General features: G+C 68.9%; 28 protein-coding genes. 14 read left to right on the plus strand and 14 right to left on the minus strand.

Features of this window, described 5'->3' with window-relative positions:
* Nucleotides 1-20: 20 nt before the first annotated feature.
* The 14 genes from ACIQMX_RS40245 to ACIQMX_RS40310 all read right to left on the minus strand — a co-directional run bounded on the left by ACIQMX_RS40245 (nucleotide 21) and on the right by ACIQMX_RS40310 (nucleotide 10,340).
* Nucleotides 21-893 (minus strand): DUF317 domain-containing protein, encoded by an 873-nt coding sequence (locus ACIQMX_RS40245; RefSeq protein ID WP_402486044.1) that lies wholly within the window; start codon nucleotides 891-893, stop codon nucleotides 21-23.
* Complete coding sequence (locus ACIQMX_RS40250; protein WP_402486047.1) at nucleotides 890-2,119, minus strand: acetyl-CoA carboxylase biotin carboxylase subunit family protein; 1,230 nt, start codon at nucleotides 2,117-2,119, stop codon at nucleotides 890-892. The genes ACIQMX_RS40245 and ACIQMX_RS40250 overlap by 4 nt, the downstream gene beginning before the upstream one ends.
* A 49-nt stretch (nucleotides 2,120-2,168) precedes the next feature.
* Nucleotides 2,169-2,471 (minus strand): hypothetical protein, encoded by a 303-nt coding sequence (locus ACIQMX_RS40255; protein WP_402486050.1) that lies wholly within the window; start codon nucleotides 2,469-2,471, stop codon nucleotides 2,169-2,171.
* 32 nt (nucleotides 2,472-2,503) lie between these two features.
* Nucleotides 2,504-3,691, minus strand: a complete 1,188-nt coding sequence (locus tag ACIQMX_RS40260; protein WP_402486115.1) for an MFS transporter — start codon at nucleotides 3,689-3,691, stop codon at nucleotides 2,504-2,506.
* 44 nt (nucleotides 3,692-3,735) lie between these two features.
* The gene (locus ACIQMX_RS40265; protein ID WP_402486053.1) at nucleotides 3,736-4,248 is read right to left on the minus strand and encodes a regulator; all 513 of its coding nucleotides are present in this window, start codon (nucleotides 4,246-4,248) and stop codon (nucleotides 3,736-3,738) included.
* The gene (locus ACIQMX_RS40270; protein ID WP_402486056.1) at nucleotides 4,245-5,087 is read right to left on the minus strand and encodes a winged helix-turn-helix transcriptional regulator; all 843 of its coding nucleotides are present in this window, start codon (nucleotides 5,085-5,087) and stop codon (nucleotides 4,245-4,247) included. Before ACIQMX_RS40270 ends, ACIQMX_RS40265 begins: the two co-directional genes overlap by 4 nt.
* A 40-nt stretch (nucleotides 5,088-5,127) precedes the next feature.
* Entirely contained in the window at nucleotides 5,128-5,538 is a 411-nt protein-coding gene (locus ACIQMX_RS40275; protein ID WP_402486059.1) for a hypothetical protein, read from the minus strand.
* Between the two features lie 266 nt (nucleotides 5,539-5,804).
* Nucleotides 5,805-6,287 (minus strand): hypothetical protein, encoded by a 483-nt coding sequence (locus ACIQMX_RS40280; RefSeq protein WP_402486118.1) that lies wholly within the window; start codon nucleotides 6,285-6,287, stop codon nucleotides 5,805-5,807.
* A 99-nt stretch (nucleotides 6,288-6,386) separates the two neighbouring features.
* Nucleotides 6,387-6,734: an SH3 domain-containing protein gene (locus tag ACIQMX_RS40285; RefSeq protein ID WP_402486062.1), complete on the minus strand. Its 348-nt coding sequence runs from the start codon at nucleotides 6,732-6,734 to the stop codon at nucleotides 6,387-6,389.
* Between the two features lie 148 nt (nucleotides 6,735-6,882).
* Entirely contained in the window at nucleotides 6,883-7,602 is a 720-nt protein-coding gene (locus ACIQMX_RS40290; RefSeq protein ID WP_402486065.1) for a hypothetical protein, read from the minus strand.
* A gap of 24 nt (nucleotides 7,603-7,626) precedes the next feature.
* Nucleotides 7,627-8,325 carry a hypothetical protein gene (locus ACIQMX_RS40295; RefSeq protein ID WP_402486068.1) on the minus strand — a complete coding sequence of 233 codons (699 nt, stop codon included), beginning with the start codon at nucleotides 8,323-8,325 and terminating at the stop codon, nucleotides 7,627-7,629.
* Between the two features lie 17 nt (nucleotides 8,326-8,342).
* A complete protein-coding gene (locus tag ACIQMX_RS40300) occupies nucleotides 8,343-8,825 on the minus strand; it encodes a hypothetical protein (RefSeq protein ID WP_402486071.1) in 483 nt (160 codons plus the stop codon).
* Nucleotides 8,822-9,364, minus strand: a complete 543-nt coding sequence (locus tag ACIQMX_RS40305) for a DUF4913 domain-containing protein (RefSeq protein WP_402486121.1) — start codon at nucleotides 9,362-9,364, stop codon at nucleotides 8,822-8,824. Before ACIQMX_RS40305 ends, ACIQMX_RS40300 begins: the two co-directional genes overlap by 4 nt.
* A 220-nt stretch (nucleotides 9,365-9,584) precedes the next feature.
* Nucleotides 9,585-10,340, minus strand: a complete 756-nt coding sequence (locus ACIQMX_RS40310; protein ID WP_402486073.1) for a DNA-methyltransferase — start codon at nucleotides 10,338-10,340, stop codon at nucleotides 9,585-9,587.
* Nucleotides 10,341-10,852: 512 nt separating this feature from the next.
* Here ACIQMX_RS40310 and ACIQMX_RS40315 point away from each other — a divergent pair.
* From ACIQMX_RS40315 to ACIQMX_RS40380, 14 genes are all read left to right on the plus strand, one after another.
* Nucleotides 10,853-11,986, plus strand: coding sequence for a C40 family peptidase (locus tag ACIQMX_RS40315; protein ID WP_402486076.1), 1,134 nt, complete (start codon nucleotides 10,853-10,855; stop codon nucleotides 11,984-11,986).
* 92 nt (nucleotides 11,987-12,078) lie between these two features.
* Nucleotides 12,079-12,393, plus strand: coding sequence for a hypothetical protein (locus ACIQMX_RS40320; protein ID WP_326740403.1), 315 nt, complete (start codon nucleotides 12,079-12,081; stop codon nucleotides 12,391-12,393).
* Complete coding sequence (locus tag ACIQMX_RS40325; protein ID WP_402486079.1) at nucleotides 12,393-13,085, plus strand: hypothetical protein; 693 nt, start codon at nucleotides 12,393-12,395, stop codon at nucleotides 13,083-13,085. Before ACIQMX_RS40320 ends, ACIQMX_RS40325 begins: the two co-directional genes overlap by 1 nt.
* A gap of 35 nt (nucleotides 13,086-13,120) precedes the next feature.
* A complete protein-coding gene (locus ACIQMX_RS40330; RefSeq protein ID WP_402486082.1) occupies nucleotides 13,121-14,482 on the plus strand; it encodes an ATP-binding protein in 1,362 nt (453 codons plus the stop codon).
* 78 nt (nucleotides 14,483-14,560) lie between these two features.
* A complete protein-coding gene (locus tag ACIQMX_RS40335) occupies nucleotides 14,561-16,033 on the plus strand; it encodes an SCO6880 family protein (protein WP_402486085.1) in 1,473 nt (490 codons plus the stop codon).
* Nucleotides 16,034-16,130: 97 nt separating this feature from the next.
* Complete coding sequence (locus ACIQMX_RS40340) at nucleotides 16,131-16,592, plus strand: DUF6238 family protein (protein ID WP_402486088.1); 462 nt, start codon at nucleotides 16,131-16,133, stop codon at nucleotides 16,590-16,592.
* Between the two features lie 28 nt (nucleotides 16,593-16,620).
* Nucleotides 16,621-18,135, plus strand: coding sequence for a VirB4 family type IV secretion system protein (locus ACIQMX_RS40345; RefSeq protein WP_402486091.1), 1,515 nt, complete (start codon nucleotides 16,621-16,623; stop codon nucleotides 18,133-18,135).
* A gap of 49 nt (nucleotides 18,136-18,184) precedes the next feature.
* Nucleotides 18,185-19,000 carry a ParB/RepB/Spo0J family partition protein gene (locus ACIQMX_RS40350; protein WP_402486124.1) on the plus strand — a complete coding sequence of 272 codons (816 nt, stop codon included), beginning with the start codon at nucleotides 18,185-18,187 and terminating at the stop codon, nucleotides 18,998-19,000.
* Nucleotides 18,997-19,521 carry a hypothetical protein gene (locus tag ACIQMX_RS40355; protein WP_402486094.1) on the plus strand — a complete coding sequence of 175 codons (525 nt, stop codon included), beginning with the start codon at nucleotides 18,997-18,999 and terminating at the stop codon, nucleotides 19,519-19,521. The genes ACIQMX_RS40350 and ACIQMX_RS40355 overlap by 4 nt, the downstream gene beginning before the upstream one ends.
* A gap of 160 nt (nucleotides 19,522-19,681) precedes the next feature.
* A complete protein-coding gene (locus ACIQMX_RS40360) occupies nucleotides 19,682-20,299 on the plus strand; it encodes a hypothetical protein (protein ID WP_402486097.1) in 618 nt (205 codons plus the stop codon).
* A 279-nt stretch (nucleotides 20,300-20,578) separates the two neighbouring features.
* Nucleotides 20,579-21,511, plus strand: coding sequence for a hypothetical protein (locus ACIQMX_RS40365; protein WP_402486100.1), 933 nt, complete (start codon nucleotides 20,579-20,581; stop codon nucleotides 21,509-21,511).
* A 259-nt stretch (nucleotides 21,512-21,770) separates the two neighbouring features.
* Entirely contained in the window at nucleotides 21,771-22,061 is a 291-nt protein-coding gene (locus ACIQMX_RS40370) for a hypothetical protein (RefSeq protein ID WP_402486103.1), read from the plus strand.
* A gap of 14 nt (nucleotides 22,062-22,075) precedes the next feature.
* Complete coding sequence (locus ACIQMX_RS40375) at nucleotides 22,076-22,891, plus strand: hypothetical protein (RefSeq protein WP_402486106.1); 816 nt, start codon at nucleotides 22,076-22,078, stop codon at nucleotides 22,889-22,891.
* Nucleotides 22,892-23,211: 320 nt separating this feature from the next.
* On the plus strand, nucleotides 23,212-23,988 hold the full coding sequence (locus ACIQMX_RS40380; RefSeq protein ID WP_402486109.1) for a hypothetical protein: 777 nt from the start codon (nucleotides 23,212-23,214) through the stop codon (nucleotides 23,986-23,988).
* Nucleotides 23,989-24,078 lie beyond the last annotated feature (90 nt).

Below are 24,078 nucleotides of genomic sequence, written 5' to 3' on the forward strand. Positions count from 1 at the left end.
CGGTAGAAGGCGGGCAGGTCTTACCGGCGGGGGCTGGGTAGAGCCGGACGGCTGGTGGTGCTCCAGCGCGGGACGCTGATGGCGGGGAGAGCGGCCGGGCGTCGGGATGCGACCGCCCGCTGCACGTCGAGCGGTGTGGGAGCCGGAGGGCCGGGCGGCAGGATCGGGGTGAGGTGTGCCATGCCCTCGATGTAGCTGAGGGTCTCCTCACGCCAGCGGGGCAGCGGGGCCGGATCGGCGACGCACTCGGTGACGGCGGTAAGCAGGGGGATGGGGGTGTTGGTGCTGGCCGTGACGTACCAGACGGGCCGGTCGACGAACTTGCCCGCCCATAGCTGCCAGCGTGCTTCCCTTGTCGTCAGTTCGAATTCCGGATCGAGGTCGCCGGTGGTGACCTCCATACCGGCGAACCTGTCCTTGGACTGGACCGCGAAGACGCCCCAGCGCGGGTGGCCGATCGTCCAGCCCTGCTTCAAGAGGGGGGCGATGGCGCGGAAAGGCTCGCGCTTCTCGCTTCGGTCGTCCGGCCGGGCGAGGTAGGCGTCGGGCCCTTGCTCGTATGCCGTGGCGAGGGCGGTGGTGAATGCCTGGACGAACTCGATGGGGACCCGGTCGTTGAAGCAGACTCCCCACGTAGGCGGGCCGAAGGAGTCCTTGTAGGCGTTGATGCGCCAGAGCCCGTCGTCCTCACCTTCGGACAGGTAGCCCAGACGTACTCGCTGGTCGGGGGCGCTGACGTAGACGTTGCCGAGGTCATCGTGGTGAAGGTCCCAGCCGAGGTCGAGCAGCGGGGCGAGGGCGGGATCACCGGTGGTGGTGCTGCTCGCGAGGTAACGCGGGGAGACATAGACATCTCCGTCAATGTCGAGGTGCGGATCGGGCGGAGGGTTCATCGGTCCGCCCGGGTGGTGAGAGTGATCTCGTCGGCAGCGGTATCCAGGTGCTCGGTGACCTCGCTGGTGGTGCGACCGGTGACGATGTAGAACCCGGCCCGGGCGGTGAACAGGTCGCCCTCGGGCGGCAGAAGGAGCTTCTCCCCGATCTCGCGGATCCACTGCACCTGCCGCAGCCATGGGGTGTGGGCGGCGAATGGGGTGTTGATCTGGCGCTGGGTGAGGGTGCCGGAGGCGTCCGGGTAGAGCATGCGGATGCCCGCTGCCCCGCAGTGGGTAGGGGTGATGTCCGGAACCCGGCCGCAGGCCAGGTCGGCGGCGGCCTTGGGCAGGTCGATGCCGGTGGCGAGGCGGACAAGGTGGCCGATCATGTCGCCGCCAATCCGGGCATTGACCTCGATCAACCGGGGGCGCCCTTCCACAAGGCGCAGTTCGACGTGCTGCACACCATCGGTGATCCCCAGAGCTCTGACCGCGGCAGTGGCAGCCGGAGCGACGTGGGCAAGGAGCGGATCGGCGGCATCGACGGTGTGCCCGATCTCGTCGAAGTACGGTGCGGGGCCCAAGTGCTTGCGGGTCACGGCGACCGCGGTGGTCACGCCGCGGTGGGTGATGCACTCGACGGAGAATTCCGGTCCGTCGAGGTACTCCTCGACCAGGACGCCGGTGTCTTCGCGGCTGCGGCTCGCCCCCTCCGAGGCGAAAGCGAACGCGCCAGGCAGTTCTTCTGGATGGTCGACGCGGATCACGCCGATGCTGCCGGCGAAGGCGGCAGGCTTGATGACCGCTGGATAGCCCAGCGTCATCGTCGCGAGACCGGCCTCCAGCAGAGTTCGTACCCTCATCGAGGCAGCCGACGGGACGCCGTAGCTGGCGAACAAGGTACGGGCGGTGGCCTTGTTGCGGCAGGCCCGCATCACCTCGACGGAATTCGAGGTCAGACCGAGGGCGCGCGCAAGATGGGCGGTGGGGACGAGGTTCCACTCGTCCCAGGTGAGGACGCCGGCGAGGTCGTGCCGCTCGGCCAGGCCCTGGCCGGCGGCGAGCAGTTCCGCGGGGTCGCTCAGGTCGACGACTGCGTGGTCGACGATGAACGGCTTCTCCCACGATGGCTCGGTTCCGGTGAGCAGGACAACGTCGTACGCGGCGGCCACCTGCTCTAGGCAGTATCCGCGGTAGGTCTCATCACCAGGAGAGACAACAAGTACGAGGGGACGAGCGGACAAGAGGGGTCTCCGTATCGGTGGATGGCTGGACGAAAGGAACAGGGGGCGGTTAGGCGGCTCGGCGGCGGCGTAGCTCGAATGCGCCGGCCCAGTGGGGGTGTTCGTGGATCAGGCGGCGGGCGTAGAGGGCGGTGTAGTTGTTGTTCAGTCCGGCGACGCCGTGCGGAAGTTGGCGGCGCAGGTCCTCGAAGAGGTCCTTCAAGCTGACGCGGGTGGCTCCAGCGGCCAGGCGCCGGGCGGCCATGCGTTCCAGGTCGCGGTAGACGTGCGGATTGATTGCGTCGAAGGCGTGGAACTGCTCGGTGATGCTGCGACCGCTCACGCGGTGCGATCCGAGGATGGTGGTGGGCAAGAAGGTCCCCACAGGCTGGGAATGGGCCAGGGTCAGGTGTGCAGGGCGGGATCAGCGCGCAGCCGGGCGAAGGCGCAGAACAGGCCGAGGGCCTGAAGGGCGGCGCAGACGGTGATGACGGGGCCCAAGGCGTCCGGCGGGGTGAGTGCGGTGAGTACGCCGGCTACGGGGAAGGGCAGCAGGAGAATGAGGATGGTCGCCGACAGGGTGCTGCCGAACTTCTCTGGGGGAATCAGTCGGGAACGCAAGGTGCGCAGGACCACCGTCATGCCGCCCTCTGCCGCCATGAGGACTGCGACCAGGACCAGGTAGGACAGATAGTCGGGGGCCTGGGCGGCGGCGAGACAGGCGAGCGAGGCGAGGATCGCGCAGGCGGCACCGACCGGCCACAGTCCCACTCGGTCGAGCGCGAACCGACAGATGGTGACGCTGAGGAGCGTCGCCCCAGCAGCCGCGGACCAGACCAGGCCGACGGCTGTCGTGGACTGTCCGAAGTGCTGGACGACGATCACCGGGCCGGCTGCCTGGAGAAGCCCAGTGGCCAGGTTGGAGAGGGTCAGTCCGGTGACGAGCCAGCCGAGTGCGGGCAGCGAGCGGATCGTGCGCCACCCGGTGAGGAGTCCGGCCCCCGGCTGCCCCTTCGGCGCGCGGGCCGGGGTGACGGGCGAGGAGGGTGTGCGCAGGGCGAGCAGTGCAGCGAGCAGCGAGAGCCCGGTGATCAAGGCAAGCATCGGGGGCGGTCCGGCGAGCAGCAGCAGTCCGGCGAGCGCCGGGCCGGCCAGAGTTGCGGTCTGGTCGATGCCGAGCAGGACGGCTTGCACGCGGTGGGCTCGCCGTCCTGCCCGGCGGCCGGCAGCGGCGCCCGCTGTCTCGGCCGCGATGTAGCTGAACTCGGTCAGTGCCCCCGTCGTCGCCGCGAGCACTACCACGGTCACGCTCGCCACGGGGCCGTTGGGGTACAGGTGGAGAAGGACAGCCCCTGCGGCGAGTGCTGACGCGCGTGCCAGAGAGGCAAGGTGAAACACCACGGCCGCCCCGCGCCGGTCGACGAGCGCTCCGGCCCACCCGAACGCCGCCAGCCGCGGTATCCATTCCAGGGCGAAGGCAAGGCCCGTAAGCGCGGCAGAGTTCGTGGTGGCCAGGACCAGCAACGGGATGCCATAGGTGGTCATCGCGCCTGCCAACGCGTCCGCTGTGCGCGGCAGGTAGATGCCGCCCATCAGCCCGGCAGGGTGGCGCGCGTGCCCGTGCCGGGCTGCAGGGCTCACGCGACCAGCTCGGGATGAGCGACGTGGGTGACCTGTGGGTTACCGGCCAGCCACTCGATGAGCAGAGCGCGAGGGCGGGCAAGGTCCGCCTCAATGCTGGACGCACGCGCGGCCGAAGGCCAAGGGCCGATGTCGGAGTTCTTGTCCGCGAGCGAAGGTGCCAGCAGGTCGAGGACGTGTCGTATGCGGCTGCTGAACGCGCAGACCGGTGCCGGGTAGGCGTGACGTCGAGCCCAGCGAGCAGCCGCGTCGTACAGGTCGGCCAGCTCCGCCCCGGAATCGGTGAGTTCCAGGCCGGATCCGGGCACGGTCCGGACGAGAGCGTAGGCACCGGCCGCTTCGGTGGCGCGGCGCAGTTGGTGCGAGGAGAGGTCGGGGAAGGTTCCGGCCAGCCGCCGCGGCGGGATCGCCCCGTTGTCGTCGATCTCTGTGATCAAGCGGATCAAGGAACGCGACGCCAGCAGGCCGACCGCGTTGCGGACTTCGATGGTGGAGAAGTGGGTGGTCATCGGCGTGGACCTCCCGCCTGGATGGGGGCCTTCGGGCGGGCGGGCGTGGCGTGCGAGAAGAGGTCGCGGTTGTTCCAGGACGGAGCGGCCTCAACCGATCGGCCTGGCGGGAGCCCTGCGGGTGATGGCCGGGACTGACTGCTGACCCACGACTTCGGTGCAGGCTTCGCCTGCGGGAGCCCCCAGACGGGGTGACGGGCCGCCTGGGCGAGGGGCTGCCCGGCGGACCACGCGGACAGGGTGCCGAGCACGGGACCGAGGCCGGCGCCCGCCGGGGACAACCGGTAGGGCCGGCCCATGCCCTCGGTGTCGACGAGGCCGTCGGCCACCAGCTGCCGCAGCGGCGGGTACACATTGGTCGAGTCACTGTCGGGCATCACGATCCGGGCCAGGGCCCTGCCGCTGACCTCCTCACGGGATTTGAGCACCCACAGGATGGCGGCGGCGTGCCGCCGGGTGAGAAGCGTCAGGCTGTCCTCGATCTGCTCAATCGCAGGCAAGGGCCGCTCCGCCGTCTCCAGATACTCCTCGGCCCAGCTGACGATCACCGGCAGGACCGGCAGCAGGGCCGCACCACGCTCGGTGTGGCCGTAGGTGACGTGTCGGCCGGTGTGTTCGGTGCGCTCGACGAGACCGGCGTAGCAGAGCGACGTGAGCTTGGGGTGGAGCTGTCCTGCCTGCAGCCAGGACAGCTTGGCCGCCAGCTCGCTATAGCGCAGAGGGGGACCGGAGAGCGCCAGCATGATCCTCACATTCCAACGTGGGGTGATCATGGCGAGGGCTTCGGTGACCCGCGCGATGTCGGCGTCCGTGCTGGGAGGCAGAGCGGTGATGGCCAAGGGAGGAACTCCTGGGTGAGTAACGGCAATCGCATGCGGATCAGCGGCTGTACGCCGGGCCTTGCGCCGGAAGGGGCGGGGCCGGTGGCGGCGGCGACAGGGCCGGTTCCGGCCTGGGGACTGGGGCGGGAGCGAGGCTCTGCAGAACGGCGGCGGCTGACATGGCCTGCACGTCGCGCACAGCAACTGCCTCGGCGAGCCGGCGGGAGGCATCGAGGAGGTGGGAGACCTCGTAACTGCTCACATACCGGTCGGAGTGGATGAACCGCGCGAGGCGGTCTTGATGGAAGAGGATGCTGCGCTCGGCGAGGGCGAGGGCGCCGTGCATGCCGAGCAAGGCGGAAAGCATGCCGGGCGGCTGGGCCTCGGCGTGGGCTTCGAGGTCGGCAAGCCCAGCGCCGTACAGGTCCTCGATCCGTCCGGCTATCTCGGTGGAGGTGAGGTGGGGCAAGCGCGGGCCTTCACGGTCGGCAGGCTGAGGCAGCCCCAGTGCGCTGGGGTGCCGGAACGGCGGGCGGGGGCAGGGGTGCGGACGGTCCGGGTCTTCGGGGCGGGCGGAGGCATGGCGCGCAGCAGATCGCCGAGGGCTGTCCGGTAGCTGTCTCGGGCCTTCAACCCCGCCTGAAGCCACTGCGCGTCGAAGCGGAGCCAGGAGAAGGTCGCCCGTATCCGCAACCGCGTGCACGCCGACATGGACCCGGACGCGACATGGGCGAACTATCGGCGGACAGTCCCCGGCCGCCCCGCCGACGCCGGCGCGGGCGTCTCCACGGGCCGGTGCGGAGCGCTGGTCTGCACGGCCGGACCGGTTCGGGGACGAAGGCGGGCGAGGCGCTCGGCGGCGAGGTCCTTCTTCCCCGGAGCGTCCGGGTCAAGAAGCCAACGCACAACCAGAGCCCGCCCGTCGCGGGCGGTGACGGCGGCGTTCACACGGTGGGCGAGGCCCATAACCGGGTCGTCGACTTCGCTGGGCTGGGTACCCAGGGAGGCGAGGAGGTCGTCCTCCGCGCGGTCGAGCACCGACTGGGCCTCGGTAAGAAGGCCGTGCCACTTCACGACATCTGTAGCCTCGGGATTGGCAGTCGGCGCGGCGGCGACCGCGGCCTTCAACTGGCCCAGGTTCATACCGAAGTGCGCTTCGATCCGTTCGGTGAGCACGCCCACGACACCCTCAGCTTCATCGGATATGCCGTCGGACAAAGGAACGCTCCTGTTCTGAATGAGCCGATACATGGGGAAAGTGAGCAAGGGCGTGCTTGCCCGCCCGCTCGGCTCCTTGCGGGCACGGCTGGCTGCCTGTCAGTCCAGGCACATGCGGACGTCGCGGTAGACGTCCGTTCCTGAGACCCAGCCCTTGACCCCGGTCGACTTGTCCGTGATGTAGCACCAGTTGCCGCTCCTCTTGGACACGGTGAACTTGTGGCTCGTGTAGAGCACGCCGAGCGCGGTGGACTTCGCGCTGGCCTTGGACCGGATGTTCACGGCCTTGGTGTGCACCTCGTAGGGCAGCGGCGGCAGGGACGAGCAGCTGCTCGCGGGGGCTGCGGTGATGGCGGCGGGTGCCGCGCTGGCGGTCGTGGCGGACAGCGCCGGTAGAGCGAGAGCTCCGAGCATCGCTACGGATACGGCTATTCGGGTGGAGCGCATGCGGAAGAAACCTCCGTGAGGTCATGGGGATTGCGTGGAAGAGCGCCACGGTTGTTGTCGCGGCGGCTGTATAAGAGTCCGGAGAACCGCCGGTTTGGCTAACCGGCGATCGTCGGTTATGTTGCGCCGCTCTCCCTGGCCGTGATGCTCACCGCGAGCGGCCGGGCGGGCGCGGAACGGGGGCCTTCGCCACACCGGCCGGACGGACGGCTGCGGCTGCTGGGCGGACGGGTGGAAGCGGAGTAGCGGTGCCGGCGATCCGGTCCTCGCACCACTGCAGGGCCTCTTCGAGCGTGCCGAAGCCGCCCTCGCGCAAGGTGTGGGTCCACACCTTGGTGTCGATTTCCTCGACCACGACGCGGAACGGCGAGGGGGCGCGCTCGTCCATTGCACGCAGCGCTACGACGGTGACCCAGTCTTTCGGGTCGTCGTTGGTGTAGGAGTACCCATACGCGAAGTGGTCTCCGTCTCCCATGAGCCGTCGCTCCAGGACCCGGGTGGCGTCGTCCGCCGGCGAACTACCCAGGTCGGGGTTGAGGTCGAGGGAGTCGGGAGGGCAGCCGCGGTAAATGAGCCAGGACTGCGCCATCGAGGGCAGGGGCAGGGATTTGACTTCGAATACGAACGTCTTCGCCATCACGTCTCGTTGCAGATGAAGCGCGACGATCTGCGGATCTCCGGGGTGCCCCCAGGTCGCCGCACCGTCGTGCAAGACGTAATAGCTGTGGTCCCCGGAAGGGCTGTGGTGTTCGGCCAGCGGGAGCAGGACGTCCTGGTTCATCTCGATCGTGCTCCAGAACGCACGACCGGTTTGCCCGTCGATGGCTTCGAAGCCATCGAGATGGAGTTCGAGTTCGGGCGTGGGCAAAGGTCTCCTCGTTGGTGGCGGGTTTCAGCGGTGTGGGCGGGTGGGTGAGGTGGGCCAGGTGCCGGGCCGCGGTGGCGGTGTCGCTGCTGAAAGGGTTCCGCGGCTTCTGCTGAGTGCGGCGCGGCCGGTGTCGGTCAATGCGAGCGGCTGCCCGTTTTCTGCTGGACGGCTCATGTCCCGGGAGACGAGTCCTGCGGCTTCGAGTTGTTGCAGGTGGGCGTACGGGATCCTCGTGCCGGAGGATGTGGGCACGGACATCCGCCCGGTGAGCAGGTGGGCGTGGACCTTGGCGCCGCCCGCGATGGACAGAAGCGCCGCCTGGTCGGCCGTCGCGAGTGGACTCGGACCCTGTGCCGACGCCGGCGCCCCGGCGGCCTCGATGTGATCCAGGGCGGCGTTCACCGTCCGGGCAGCGGCGTCGCGGGTATCGGTGGCTTCCTCCAGCTGGTCCACCGTGCGGTCGATGCGCGTGAACAGGGCGTCATCGACGTCGAACTCACCGCTGGACAGGCGGTTGAGGAGCTTGAGGTAGAACACAACGCCGGTCTGGGCCTTGGCCAGCTCACGGTGTCGGTCGACCAGATGGGCGTGTGTCTCGTCAAGGACTCCACGGTCGCGATAAGCCCACAGAGTGTCGATGTCGTGGCCCGTGGCGGCTTCGATGCGATGGTCGAGCGGGGAGATCGCACGCCGCACTGGTGCCGGCGTGGGTTCAGGAGTCATGGGCGGGTCTCCGTGATTCAGCGGGCGTGATGGTGCGTCGGCTTGAGTGCGGGACGGGGCAGACCCGGCAGCGCGGTGGGCGGTGGACCGGGCCGGGGCGCGGGACTGCGGGTCAGCTGCGGGGAGCGAGAGCGTGCCGCGTGGGTGCGGGCGCTCAGCGGTCTGCGGGCTAGCCCCAGTCGGCGGCCGACCTCGTCGTAGACGTCGTTGCCCGCACGCGGCCGGACCGCGACGACATGGATCTCTTTCGGATGTGCGGACTCCGAGGGCGCCGGGCGGACGCCGTAGACGATGCGCCATTCCTTGCGCGAGTCCACGAACAGCTTCCGGAAACCCTCCAGGTCACCGTCGAGGCGAAGCCCGAAGCGCTGCGCGTACACGACCTCCTGCAGGTGGGCGAGAGTGAGGTCGCGGATGTCACTGGGCGCCTGGAGGAGGTCCGTCAGGGCCCGGGGGTCAAAGCTCAGACCGAAAGCGGGCTGCCCCTGTCCCGCGTTCACGACGCCGGCTCGGCAGTCCCGGTGGCCTCCGCCGGGAACGCCGCCTCCGCACGAACGGACCGCGGCGGGCCAGGCAGGAGACGGTGTGCGGGACGGTCGGGAGAGGTCATGCAGGCCGACAGTGGCCCGCCCGGCCCGCGGATCGCCGCGACGGCGTGGGTGAGGAAGTCGCGGTGCCACACGAACAGTCCGCTAAGCCCGGCGTCGGGTTCCTTGTGCTGCTGGTAGGCGAGCCACAGTGCGTGGAGCCAGGCCACGACATCGTCGTGCTCCTGCCACTGCAGGCACCATGGCGCGGCGGTGGTGACCTCCGCCCCGTACACCGGAAGGAAGAAGTCGTCGACCCAGTCGCTGAGCGCGTCGAGTTCGTCGTCCCTCTCCTCACCGTCGAGCTCCAGGATCGGGCGGGGCTCAGGCGGGGCGGCCGGAGGCGGCCCTCCGAGCCCCGGCATGCCGAACGCGGCGAACGGCGATCCGCTGGGCTCCGGGGAGGACGCGAGGTGGTCGAGTTGCTGAGCATGCTGCGCCGACTGCTCCATCAGCCGTCGGACGCTCGCTTCGACTCCCTCAAGCTGCGGATCCGGAATGCGAACCGGCTCCAGCTCCCCGTCTTCATCGGGTCTTTTGGATTCGGGCATGAAGAGTTTCGGCCTCCTACGAGACGCGGAATGGGGGAAGGACAAAAACGGCGACGTACGGGCGGTTCGGCGAAGTGCTGTTCAGGGCGCAGATCGCCTCGGCCGAACCCGGGGTCGCGGCTCAGACGGTGAGAACCAGGTCGTCTTGCGTGAGGGTTTTACGGATGGTTTCGGTGAGCCGGTCGGCGGCGATCGACGCGTAGTGGTCGGTCTTCTCCACGCCGATGAAGTCGCGGCCCTCCAGCAGGGCGGCGACGCCCGTGGAGCCGGAGCCGGCGCAGAAGTCGAGGACCGTGCCACCGACAGGGCTGATCTTGACCAGCTCACGCATCACGGACACGGGCTTTTGCGTGATATGCCGACGCTTGGACCCCGAGGGCTGCGACGCCGAGTACATACCCGGCAGGTAGACCGGGTTGCGGGAGCCGTCGATCGGCCCCTTGGACGCCCAGATGATGAACTCGCAGTTCTGGGTGAATCGGCCCTTCTGCGGCCTGGCCTGTGGCTTGTGCCAGGCCAGCACGCCGCGCCACAGCCATCCGGCAGCCTGGACTGCATCCGTTGTCGTAGGGAGCTGGCGCCAGTCGGTGAAAAGCAGCGCGGTGCCGCCGGTCTTCGTGAGGCGGTGGGCTTCGGTCATGATCTGCGTCAGCCAGAACGAGTAGGACCTCTGGTCCATGTTCTCACCCGTGAAGTCGGCAAGGTCGTTCTTGGAATCCGCAGACGTGTACTTCTGCTTGGCAGAGCGCGTGGTGCGCTCCTTCGCGGTCCTGCCGCCCGAGTTGTAAGGCGGGTCGGTGATGACGGAGTCGACGCATCCGTCCGGGAGACCGGCAAGGACACTGAGGGCGTCGCCCTGGTGCAGGGAAAACGGCAAAGAGGAACCCCTATTCGGGTGTGGGAACACGGAGGGAAACTCACCGCCTCACACAGGATTCCTCGCGGGCTGGAATAGGGCATGCAGAAGCCCAGGGCCACAGACCGAGGAAGGTGAGGGGGAGTCCAAAAACTGTAGAGGCGAATCCGCCGACGACCAAGAACTCCGCCCCTGAGGTGCCGGATTCCGATACCTCACGCCGGTTTTTTGGTCAACCGCCCATCCGCACCTACTGTTTTTGAACCGCCCGGCGCACACCGCCGCTGGCTACCCCCCGCCACACCTCACGGAGGTACCCCTGCCCCGGCACACCTGAATCAGGACCAGGCCACGTGGATCGAGCGGCAACTCGCCCACCCCGGCCCGCCACGATTGCCCACCGCGGCTGCCGCGCCCTTCCGGAACGCCTCGCGCACGCGGCACGCCGGACTCCGCACCCCGAAGGACACGCTCATGACCTCTCGCTACCCACCCATGCCCGAATACGCTGACCGGCGAGCGGTCCGCTCCGGTTGAAGGCGCTCGCCGCCGGCATCGGCGTCGTCCTCCTCTTCCCCATCCTGATCGCTGGCACCGGCATGATGCTGGCCTCCTCAGCCGCCGCCGTGCAGAGCAACGGCCTCGTCAGCAGCTGCCTGACCGACATCGACACCGACAAGGTCACCGAGCAGGTCGGCAAAATCCTCGACGGAGCATCCGGCAAGGACGTCCACGTCGATGGCCTGGACCTGCCCGCCGAACAGGTCCCCAACGCGGCGACGATCGTGGCCGCCGGCCTCTCCCTCGATGTCCCCAAGAAGGGACAGATCATCGCGCTCGCCACGGCGATGCAGGAGAGCCGGCTGCGCAACCTGAACTACGGCGACCGCGACTCCCTCGGCCTGTTCCAGCAGCGCCCCTCCCAGGGCTGGGGCAGCGCCCAGCAGATCCGCGACCCGCTCTACGCGAGCGAGCAGTTCTACAAGCACCTGCTCAAGGTGAACGGCTGGCAGCAGATGACCGTCACCCAGGCCGCCCAAGCCGTGCAGAAATCCGGCCTGCCGGATGCCTACGCGCAGTGGGAGAGTCTGGCCACCGCTCTGCAGACCGCCATCGTCAAGACCTTCCCTGGCCGAGGCGATGATGCCAGCAGCAAGGACGCGGACCAGGGCAAGAAGCCGTCGCCCAGTCCGACGGGTTGCACGCCGGGCCAGGACGGTTCCAGCTTCGGCCGCATCCCCGAGGGGAGTGTCCCCAAGGGCTACTCGATCCCCAAGGACACTGATCCGAAGGCGCGCAAGGCCATCGAGTGGGCGATGCACCAGCTCGGCACGCTCTACCAGTGGGGCGGGTCCTGCACCAACTCGCACGGCCCGGACCCCATGGGCCGCTGCGACTGCTCTAGCCTGATGCAACAGGCATACGCGCAGGTCGGCGTCACCCTCACCCGCACCACGTACACGCAGGTCAATGAGGGCAAGGCAGTTTCACCCGCCCACCTCAAGCCCGGCGACCTGATCTTCAGCCGCGGCAGCGCCACACGGCCTGAACACGTCGGCATGTACATGGGCGAGGGCCTGGTCATCGAGGCACCGCGCACCACCAAACCGGTCCGGATCACCCCGATCAAGGACTGGACGATTCTCGCCGCCCGCCGCGTCCTCTAACACCGCCGCCACCACTTCCGCGCCCCGAGCGCACCTCCCCCTCCCCGCAGGCCCTCGCCTGGCCCGCGTATACAAGGAGCCCCGCCACACCCATGCCCTTTCCTCTCGCCGACCACGTCATCCAGCTCGCCTACGACCCAGGCGTCTCACCCCAGGGCGGTGGCCTGCCTGGCCTCGCCGTTCTGAAGAACGTCGTCAACAGCATCAATCTCTTCGGCATCATCGCCGTCGTCGGCGCGCTCGCCACCTCTCTCGGCGTATGGGCCTGGGGTCACCACACCGGGGGCCACCAGGCCGAGGCCAATGGAAAGAAGGGCGCAGTCGTCGCTGCGGGCGCCGCCCTCGGTCTCGGCGCCGCGAACGGCATCGTCGCGTTCTTCTCGGCCCTCGGGACTCAGGTCCACTGATGCAAAGGCGTTTCCCCTCCTTCGCCCTGTCCTCGTACGGCGCGGGCTGGTCAGCGAACCGTCGCATAGCGATCGTCGCGTCCGTCGTCGCCGTGCTGCTCGCCATCGCCGGGATCGTCGCTCTGATGACCGGCGGTGGCAACGGCAGCCAAGCCCACGGCACCGCCACACCCACCCCGGCCGAGAGCCCGTCCTCTTCCGAGGCCGCCCCGAAGCCGTCCGCCGGATCCGGCTCGGTGGCCAAGCCTGCGCAGATCGCCGATCCAGTCGCATACGCCAAGGCGGTGGCCCAGATGCTGTGGTCCTACGACACCCGGACCACCAGCCTCGACCAGCAGCTCGCCGGCATGCGCGCCTGGATGGCCACCGAGACCAAGTACGCCGACTGGAACTCCGTTGCCGGCCAGGTTCCCGATCCGGTGCTGTGGTCGCGGATGGCCGACCAGGACCAGCACGCCACCGCCAGTATCACCGAGGGCCACTACCCCTCCGCGTTCAAGACGGCGCTGGCCGACGACCCTTCGGCGATCACCGAGGCGTACATCTACGTCGTCACCGTCAACGGCAAGCAGCAGATCGACTGGAAGAAGGGCGGGGGCGGAGCCGAGGAACGGGCCGTGACCCTCGCCGTCCAGTGCCGCCCCGATCGTGACTGCACCCTGGCCGCCATCGCACCGAACGTCACCCAGTGACCCTCGCCTGACACAGAAATGGAGGAACGACTTTCGTGGGTTTCTGCGATCTCCCCCTGGCGGACACAGTGTGCTCCGTTGGTGATGCGGTCAACTTCGCCACCGACCCCGGTAAGGCCATCGGTAACTGGATGGCGAAATCGGCCGGCGAACTGGCAGCAGCAGCTGCGGACCTGGCAGCCGAGGCGGTCAACACCACCACCAATGTGGACCTGAACGCCGGCTGGTTCCGCGACAACTACGAGATGCTGCTGCCGCTGGGCCTGGTTCTCCTCGTCGCTACGTTCTGCGCCCAACTCGTGAGAGCTGCCATCAAACGCGACGGGCAGGCCCTCACCCAGGCATTCACCGGCACGGCAGGCGGCGTCCTGTTCGCCTTCTGCGCCATCGCCCTGACTACCGTCGCCATCGAGGTCGTCGACGCCCTCTCCAACGGACTGTTCAAAACCGCGCACCTGAATATCGAGTCGGCCGTGCGCCGCATCGTGAAGGTGAACATGATCGCTTCCCTGTCCGGGATGGGCTGGCTCATCCCGGTGGTCACCGGTCTCGGGGCCGCCGTCGGGGCCATCCTCTACTGGTGCGTGATGATGGTGCGCAAGGTCGGCATCCTCGTCATGGTCACCCTGGCTATCTTCGCCGCGGCCGGGGGCGGCTGGGAGGCCGCACGCCGCTGGCGCAAGGGCTGGATCGAAGCAACCGCGACCCTCGTGGTCTCCAAACTCTTGATGACTGTGATCTTCGTTCTTGGCATCGCAGCCATGGGCCAGACCGAGGCCAAGGACGGCGTCGGAGCACTCGCCGACGTCATGTCCGGAATCGTGATCATGGTCCTGGTCCTGCTCTGCCCTTACGCGGTCTTCAAATTCGTGCACTGGGCGGCTGACGGCACCGACGGCGAGTCCATTCACCGTGCCGGCGGCGCCGGCGCCCAGATCGCCAAGGCCCACGCCGAAAAGGCGGGCCGCAAGGTCGCCTCGGCCGCGGCCACCGCCGGAACCGGTGGTGCTGCCGCCGCAGCAGGCGCCGCACCGCAAGGCCCCGACGCCGCGGGCGGTTTCCCCGGCGACATCGCCGCCAACCCGACCGGCGGAGACGGCAAGGAAAGCTCGCACAGCAGCGGAACAGGCGTCTCACCCGGCGGCGACGCCATCAAGCGCGGCCTGGAGAAGGCGGTCCAGCCCGGCCCGACGAGCGTGTCTGACGACACCAGCGGCCAGGTGGGCGGCAGCCAAGGACCGGGCGGGTCCGGTGCGAACGCCCCTTCCGGCCAGGGCGGCGGGTGGCAGAGCACCCCGCCGACCACGACCCCACCGCCCCAGGGTGCGCCGCCGTCCTCCGGCTCACAGAACGCCACGTCCACCGGACCGGCCACACCGCCCCCGAGCGGCCTCTGATCCCCTGCCCGACTCCCGGGGGTGGGATGTACACGCTCCCCGCCTCCGGGTTCCACCCGCGCCTCCAGGACCCGCCCCTTGACTGATCTCTCCGTCGCCCCGATCACGGTGAAGTTTCCGCACCGGTCCCGCCGCGGCATCCTCCTTGGCCTCTCCCTGCCACAACTCGCACTCGTCTCCTGCTCGCTGGCATTGCTGCTGATGGCAGTGATCTCCACCGGGCTGCTCGGCGCCGCCGCTTTGGCCCCTGTGTGGGCCATGTCCGGAGCGCTTGTCGCGATCCGCCGGCACGGCAGGTCCCTCATCGACTGGGCACCGATCGTCACCCGTTACGCACATCGCCGCCGCAGTGGCCAGACGCTCTGGCTTGCCCGGCCCGTCACCCGGCCCCGGCAGGACGGCACCCTCCACCTGCCCGGCACCGCCGCCTCCCTGAAAGTGGTCACCCCCGGCGACTCCGCCAACCAGGCCGCAGCCGTACACGACCCCCACCAGCAGACCCTGACCGCCATCGCCCGCGTCAGCAGCCGGGCCTTCGCCCTTCTGGACCCCTCGACCCAGAATCACAACGTGTCGAGCTGGGGGCGCGCGCTCGCGGGCATCGCCCGCACCGGGCACATCGCCACCGTGCAGGTGCTGGAGCGCACCGTCCCCGACAGCGGCGATACCCTGACCCGTCACTGGACCCAGCACGGGCAGATCCACGCCCCGGTCGCCGGGCAGATCTACTCCGAACTCGTCGCCTCGGCCGGTCCCGCCGCCGCACCGCACGAGACCTACCTCGCCATCTCGCTCGACCTCAAGGCCGCCCGGCGCCTGATCAGCCAGGCCGGCGGAGGACTGCCGGGGGCGTTCACCGTCATGGAACAGACCACCGCCTCCATCTCACAGGCCGCCCGCAACGCCGGTCTCCAGGTCACCGGCTGGCTGAGCGCGCGGGAGATCGCCGCCGTCATCCGCACCGCCTACGACCCCAAGGCCCTCGCCGCACTCCAGCAGTGGTCCGAGACCGGCCGCGCCGAAGCCGACCCCGCCGCCGCCGGACCCGTCGTCCAGTTCGAGGAGTACGACCGCCTCGCCACCGACAGCGCACGCCACACCACGTACTGGGTGGAGAACTGGCCTCGCACCGAAATGGGAGCCGGGTTCCTGCACGGAGTGATGTTCACCGCCGGCGTGCGACGCAGCCTCTCCCTCATCTACGCGCCGCAAGGGATCGAGTCCGCGCTGCGCGACGTCCAGCGGAAGAAGGCTGCGATCATCGCCGACGCCAACGAGCGCGCCCGCCGAGGACAGGTCGATTCCGAAGAGGATTCCGTCGAGTACGCCGACGTGAAAACACGCGAACGCCAGCTCATTGCCGGACACGCGGACGTGGCCCTGACCGGCCTGGTCACCGTCACTGCCGAAACCGACGCCCTCCTGGACGCCGCCTGCGCACAGATCGAGACCCACGCCGTCACCTCCGGAGTCGACCTCCGGCGCCTCAACTACCAGCAGCCTGATGCCTTCGCCCTCGCCGCGCTCCCGCTTGCCCGCACCGCCCTGTGACCAGCCGCGCCAGTACACATCCCGAACCCCTGCGCTCCGGATCATCCGAGGCGCGCCACCCGCGCCCCCCTGCCGTTCGGCAGGAAGGACCACCACCTTGACCTCTCCCACCCGTCCCGACGACGCGCACCCCTACCTCCGCGCCGCGAGCGCCGGCATCCGCCACCACGCACGATCCCAGGCACCATCGGCCACGGGCCCGCCCAGGCCCGGCGACCGCTCTCACCTTGATGTGCTGCACGCCCACCTTGCCGCTCTGCTCCAGCTCCTGGACCGGCTCACCGCCAGCACCCGGCCGCCTCATCCCGCCGCCGGCCGACACCTCGCCACCGCACACACCCGCCTCTGGCAGGCCACCAGCGAGGTCCACGCCGCCTTCCACATGCTGCCCAGCACCACCGTGACAGACGCGGAGGCCACCACCTGCCATGCAGAACAGCTGCCGGAAGGACCGCCCGTACTGACGATCTGCCAACGCCACCTCGCTGCCGGCCACGTCGTCCGCCGCAAGACCACCCCCACCGACCTCCGCCCGCACACCACGGCCTGCGTGCGATGAGCGCCCCCCGCAGAATCGAGGGCCACCGATGAGCCACCGGCCCGCCCGCCGAGCGCGCCTCGCCTCCGCCAGCCCGCTGTTCACCCCCCACGGCACCGACCGCGCCAGCCGAAAGGCCGCCCGCCAGCAGCTCGCCGAAGCCACCGCCAAAGCCCGCGCGGAAGCCAGCAGCCACCAGAGCGAGACCACGGCCGCCGAACACCAGATGCCCGCCCCTCTCTACCCACAGGGCGGACGCCCCGGGCCCGCCTCCGCGCGCAGGAACCGGCTGAAGCTGCCCACCCACCGCATGACGACCGCCATCGCCGCTGGGGCCTATCCGTTCCTGGCCGAAGGCGGGCTGGGCGCCGAGGGCATCTACATCGGACGTGACGTCCACGCCGAAGCCTCGTTCGTCTTCGACCCCTTCGCGCTGTACGGCAAGGTCGAGGGCTTCACCAACCCGAACCTCCTGCTCGCCGGAGTGATCGGCCAGGGCAAGAGCGCACTCGCCAAGTCCTTCGCACTGCGCTCGGTCGCCTTCGGATACCGCGTCTACGTGCCGTGCGACCCGAAGGGTGAGTGGACGCCGGTGGCAGAGGCGCTCGGCGGCCGGTCCGTCGCCCTCGGCCCCGGTCTGCCCGGGCGGCTGAACCCTCTGGACGCGGCCCCGCGCCCGGCGAGCGTGTCCGAGGCCGACTGGGTCGGCGAGATCCGCAAACGACGCCTACTCCTGCTCGGCTCCCTCGCCCGCACGGTTCTGGGCCGGGACCTGATGCCCATGGAGCACACCGCCCTGGACGTCGCCCTCGACGCCGTCGTCGCCCGCGCCACCGCCACTCACCGCACACCCCTCCTCGGCGACGTCGCTACCACCCTCAACAACCCGATTGCACTCGCCGAGTCCGCCGGAATGATGTCCGGCCAACTCGGTGACGCAGCCCGCGACCTGGCGCACGCCATGCGCCGCCTCGTCCACGGAGACCTGGCCGGCATGTTCGACGCGCCGTCCACCGTCGCCTTCGACCCAACTGCGCCGATGCTCACCATCGACCTGTCCCGCCTCGGCGGCTCCGGTGACGACACCGCACTCGTCCTCGCGATGACCTGCGCAAGCGCCTGGATGGAATCCGCCCTTTCAGATCCGACCGGCGGCAGACGCTGGATCGTGTACGACGAGGCATGGAGGCTGATGCGGCACGTCGGCCTGCTGCAGCGGATGCAGGCCCAGTGGAAGCTGTCCCGCGGCCTCGGCATCGCCAACCTCATGGTGATCCACCGGCTGTCCGACCTGCTCACCGCCGGCGACGCCGGGTCACGGGGCCGGGCCCTGGCCGAGGGACTCCTCGCCGACTGCTCCACCCGGATCATCTACCGCCAGGAAACCGACCAGCTCCACGCCTCGGCCTCCCTGCTCGGCCTGACCTCCGTCGAGATGGACGCCATCGCACACCTCAACCGAGGGCGCGGATTGTGGAAAGTCGCAGGTCGCAGCTTCATCGTGCAGCACCTCCTGCACAACCACGAACTGACGCTCTTCGACACCGACGCCCGGATGCACTGAAAGAGCGCCGAGTTCACCAATCCCGACAGCACTCCCTAAGGAAACCACCATCGAAACCCACCCGACCACCTCCCTCCTCCCTCATCTCGACGAGGAGGAGCTGGCAGCCCTCGCCCAGGACATCGAAGAGAACGGGCTGCTGCAGCACATCGTCCTCGACCCGCAGGGGCGCATCCTCGACGGCCGCGGACGCCTCGCCGCCTGCCGGCTCGCAGGTGTGGAGCCCACCTTCCTCACCTACGAACACGACAACGCCGATGCCTACGTCCTGTCGGTCAACCTGCGACGCCGCAATCTGACGAAGGGCCAGACAGCGATGATCACTGTCAGGGTCCGTTCCCTTGAGGAACAGGAAGGCCGTTCCCCGAGGGAACAGACCGCGCGTTCCCTCGGGGAACAACTCGGCGTCGCCACAGCTGTGATGGGCCGCGCGAGCACCGTTCTTCAGCACGCACCCGACTTGGTCGACCCCGTCATCAACGGTGCCATCGGACTCAACGAGGCATACGCCAAGGCTCAGGAGAACAAGGCGAAGGCCAACTCGGCAGAGACGCAGCTCGCCAAGCTTCGCGAAGAGGATCCAGAGCTCGCCAATCGGGTAGCTGAAGGCGAGCTTTCGCTGGCGGGGGCCTGGGCCGAGCGCCGCGAACGCGTGGAGGAGGAGAAGCGCCAGCGCCGAGTCGCCACCCACCTGCTGTGCGAGATTCTCCCCTCACTCGCCCAGGTTCGTGGAGCCCGCACCTTCGCGCTGTACGACCCCGACCTCGCACCGCCCGGTCGGGCGGTGACCCGGGAGGTCATCGAGCACGCGACCAGCGCCCTGACCGAAGCCGCCTCCGTGTGGGCGGAGCGTGACCTGCCGTGACCCAGATCTCCAGCAATGCGCTGCGCACGCTCGTCCTGGACGTCGCCCGGCGCATCACCACCAACCGCGGACGCATCCACACCGAGGAGCTTCAGCGGGAGCTTGCCAAGGAACTGGCCGGCAACGAGGACCTGCTCCCCCTGGCCCTCACGAAGGGCTGTCAGGGGCTCGTCCGGGATATGGGAGCCCGCCACAGCCCTTGCCGCCGCCGCACGTCCGGCGGCCTGTACCACCCCGATTCCGTGCTGAAGCTCGGGAACGGCATCTGGGTGTGGATGAAGGACGCCACCCCCACCGACATCACACAGTGGGGACGGATCTGCTCCCGCAACGCCGTACACATCCTCACCTCCGAGGCCGAGAACCAGCAGTACGTCGCTGACCGCACCGACGCCTTCCGCGACCACCCTGGAATCCAGCGGCTCGCCTCCCTTGAAGAAGCTGTCTTCCACTACCAGCAGGACACCTTCGACGATGAACTCGACGGGGTACTCCACACCGACGACCTCGACCACCTGTAGCTCGCACCACCCCAAGGGATGTCCGTAGCTCCCCACGCGATCCAGACTTCGACCTGTACGACAACGTTCGCCGCGACGCCGGCCTACGGCGTGCCCGCGAGCACCGAACCCGCGGAGGTAGAGACATGGCCCAGCCCCCGCCGCCGCGAAGGACGTATCCATGACCGGCCCACACGACTACTACGAGTTCGACGGCTCTCGCCGCGTGCCTCGCTGGCTGCCGAAGAAGGCACCCGCCGAAGCGGCCAGCTACGAACAGCCGCCCGACTCGGGAATCTCCGTCCGCGCCGCGACGGACGCCCTCCAAGCAGCTCCCGATCTTGAGCGGTTCACCGACGTGTTCGACCACACCGTTGACGACGAGCACGGCGCATTTGCGCAGATGCATCAGTTTCTGGAGAGCGCGGCCAGTTGGTGTACCGACCGAGGCGCTCTCGTCGCTGCTGACGAGTTGAAAGTGTGGGTGATCCGCCTGGAGGAGCTGATCGAGGATGCCAGCCTGCTCACGGAAACTCTGGCAGTCGACCTCTCCGCGGCGTCCCTCCTCTCCCGATCCCAACCTGACGCAGACACCAGAGCCCCTGCGACAAGCAGGCCAGCCACCACGAACGTGGCGGGACCAACCCGCCGGATACATGGACCGGCTATGGAATCCACTCCCGACGCGGCCAAGGATCTCGATATCCACGTCGGCTCCCAACGCGTCCTCGCGCCACTCACCCGTCAGGAACGTCCGCCGACACCTCCGCCACCCCGGCCGGGCGGTCTCCACCACTGACCACTCCGAGCCCGGAGCCCGAATCCATCCACATCCCAAGGAATGATCTGAACCGCCCCGCTCATTTCAGCGACGCCGACTGGGCCGACTACCAGCAATGTGAGGCAGAGCTCGACGACCTCATGGAGCGGGTCGCCGACCGCGAAGCCCAGCTGGAAAACGACCTGATCCCCGCCTACGTGTACGACCTCGACTTCGGTCCGGTTCCGAAGCCGGAAGCCGACACCTCCCGCCGAAAGCCTCCGTCGTACCGATCGCCGGCCTCACGCAGGAGGTGTCGTGGCCGCTGACGGGGAGAAGACCCCCGCTGTTCCCCGGACGGCTCCGCTAGCGCCGCTTCCCGACCACCGCGACGTGCACACCTCGTGGTGGCAGGAGCTGTGGCGCCGCCATGCCCACATCACCACGCCTCTGCGGCAACGCGGCCTCACGTGCGACATCGAGTTCGGCCTCAGCGCCTACGTCGTGCGTGTATCGCTCCCCGACGACAGTTACCTGATCATCAGCCCGCCGCAGGAGGCCCCATCCGACCGACCGCCCGGAGACCCGGAGGGATGGATCGTGACCCGTGAGTGCGCAGGCGAGGGATCGTTCCTGTCCGAGTGCATCTACGACTCGACTCCCCCTGCCCACTCCAACGGCACCACGCAGCCAGAGGCCCACCACCGGGGCGGCGCCGAGTCTCTGATTGCCGCGATCGACAAGCGCCTTGATCAACTCGGGCTGCTGCCGAATTCCGTCCCCTCCACGGCAGAAAGGAACGTGCTTGCGGCTACGCCGACACTCGACGCCCACGGGGCCACGGACGCCCCCGCCACAGTCGGCCACACCCCGGTTCACGCTTTCGGTGACGCGTTGCTCGCGTTGACCGACCGGCTCAACGGGACAGAGACGCATGCAGACGCAGCTGCCCTGCTGCACCAGGTCCTGGAACCGGTCGACGGTCTGCTTGATCGGCTCGGCGAGTTCTTCGAGGCCGCAGCGGAGAAGGCCAAGGAAACCGAGGATGACGACGGCTTCGACCTGTCTGATGACCTGGCCAAAGCCGCGGCCGAGGTACGCAACCTCACAGAGGTCCTGGACACGGCAGAGGTCCGGATGCGGGCCCTCACCCCGCTTGCCCCGGCTCCCCAGTTCCGGTCCTCCCTCACCCGTGCCCCGTCCCTGCCACCACGTTCCCTCCCGTTGGCGCCCCCGCGACATACGCGCTGACCTCGGACCACCGTCACCCCACCTACATCCACCAACTTCGCCGGAGGGGTACACCTCTTCGACTCGCACGACGAGTGCACCCTCGACTTCGCGTCCCCATCCCCCTGCCGGAGCGCCAGTGAACGACCAGTCGAAGCAACCCATTTCACCAACCGCCCATGGGCACCAGATCGTGGCCAAGACCCTCAGAGCGCACCCAGATACGCTTCGGCACCTGCACGAGCCCGGCAGCGCGGAAGGCGAACTAGCTGAACTCGTCGTGCGTGCCGCACGACATCTCGACAGTCTGCAGAGCGAACTGGTCGAGCGCTGCACCTGGGCCGCCGCAGACCTGGCCCGCGTCGCAGCCGGGACCACCGCAGCAAACTCGCTCGGAATTCTCCAGAACTCGGGCCTCCAGATCGACCTCCTGGCCGCGCGCCGCGCCGACTCCATCACGCACCTCAAGTCGGCGTTGGCCGCGTACCAGCGGGCCACCACGGGCGCCCAGCCCCAGCCCACCGGCCCGGTTCCGCCGCGTCCCTCCCGAACCACACGGCAGATGCTCTGAAGACATTCCAGGCCATGAACCACTCCGACTGGAAGCCGTCTGTGCCACACCCCACCCTCGAAGCCTTCGCCACCGGTCTGGCCGCCCGCCTGCCCGGGCCCTGGACCGGCAAGTACCAGCGACACGCCGAATACAAAGACCAGTACCGCACGACCAATCAGCTCTGGGACTCAGGGCACGTCGACTACGTCGTCAGCACCTACGTCCTCCCCCACAAGGCTGTCCTGCGCGGACCCGAAGGGGAGCGGCTCTACGTCACCCACCGGCCCCGGCACTCCCACCAATTCGTCGTCGCCGCACTCCAACCCGACATCGACGGCCTCAAGCCCCACCACTTCCACGGTGTCGAGGAACCCAACGGCATCGCCGTCCCCAACGACCCCGCCCGGGCCGCTGCCTGCGTCGCTCGCCGGGTCCTGACCCGCTACCAACTGGCCCTGCACGAGGTGCTCCACAACGCGGCGGAGCAGCCCGAACCCCCACACCGGCCTGCTCCACCGCAGGTCGCCCAGGTGCTCACCCTGACCTATTACGACGACGGAGCCCTCGGTGTGCCGTACGAGAGCGTGCCACCGGACATCCGCATGGCGCTGTTCACCCACGGCTTCCAGTACCACCCCCACCAGGCGGCATTCCTGCTGCCCGCCGCGTACGGCGAGGTCGGCCGCGCACTGCGCGTCCAGGCCCTGACCCAGAAGCTTGCCTCACTGGGCCTCGGCGTGAACCTGCGCCGCCACAGCGCAACACGCGCCGCTCCGCCCGCCACCACGACGGCGCCGCCGGCCTCCCCCTCGATCACCAGCACATCCGCGGTCGCCCGCCGCCAGTAGGCACATCACCTCGCAGCTCAGTCCTTCCCCCAGCTCATGGAGCCCTCATTCGTTCCGCCCGCCACGCCCTTCCGCTGATCACCACTGCCCTCTGCCTCGCTCTGGCCTCCGGCTGCAGCACGGTCAGGGACAGCCCCGGCACCACCGCGAAGAAGCGGTCGCCCAGTGCCGTCATCGCTGCGAAGCCGGCCCCGGCACTCACTCCGGCCGAGGCCCGCGATGCCATCACTCACTCTTCGAAGACGAACAACCTCGCGGAGGCCACGAAGGACCGCGCACTCCTCGACACCGTCGAAGACGGCCCGCAATACGCGATGTCCATGGCCGATCTCAAGGAGAACGAAGCGCTCCCCAAGGCCGACCAGCAGCCGTTTCGTCCGTGGTCGTACGACGTGTCCAAGACCGACTTCTACATCCCGCGCCTCTCGTCCGGACAGCATCGGTGGTTCGCCGCCGTCAGCCGCGCCGGCAACAACGGGCAGTACGCCCGCGTCCTGATCCTGACCGAGAACACGAAGTCCAAGGGCTGGGAAATCGTCGTGACCGTCGACATCGACGATCCGCAGCAGCTCCCGCAGATCGTGCTCGACCAGGACGGCTACGCCACCCCCATCGACACGGCCTCCGGCAAGCTCGCCACCCCTGCAGACGAGCTGCGCGCGGCCGTCGGCGACAACTTCGCAACCGGCGGCGAGCAGACGGGAAAGAAGGTGTTCGCCCCGACAAGGGCATCCGAGGGGCAGGTCAAGGTCCACCGGGACACCGTGGGCAAGTTCGGGTCGCACGGCACCACCCGGTTCATCGCTGAGAAGCCCGAGTACCCCGCCGCATATGCCCTGAAGACGGCTACCGGAGCGCTCGTCGTGTTCTCCCACACTCACTCCCAGCATGACGCCGTCGCCGCGCCGGGGCTGCGGATCAAGCCGGAGAAGCAAGACCGGGCCTGGCTCGGCACCACCCCGAGCCCCGCCTACACCTACACATTCACCTGCTCGGACGCCGCTTCCGTTCCCAGCTCGCCGGGTCCGTCGAACCTGCTCGGCTATGGCTGCCGCCGCACCGACGCCGCGGCGGCCGGCCCGAGCACCGTCGTCTAGGGCGTGTATCGGAAGTGGCTTGAGAGGCTGCTGGTTCGTTAGTCCCGCGACGGGGCGGCGAGCCAGCGGTCATCCTGGAACTCGGCTGGG

Origin of the sequence: Streptomyces sp. NPDC091416 (assembly GCF_044756845.1) — a bacterium.
GTDB lineage: Bacteria > Actinomycetota > Actinomycetes > Streptomycetales > Streptomycetaceae > Streptomyces.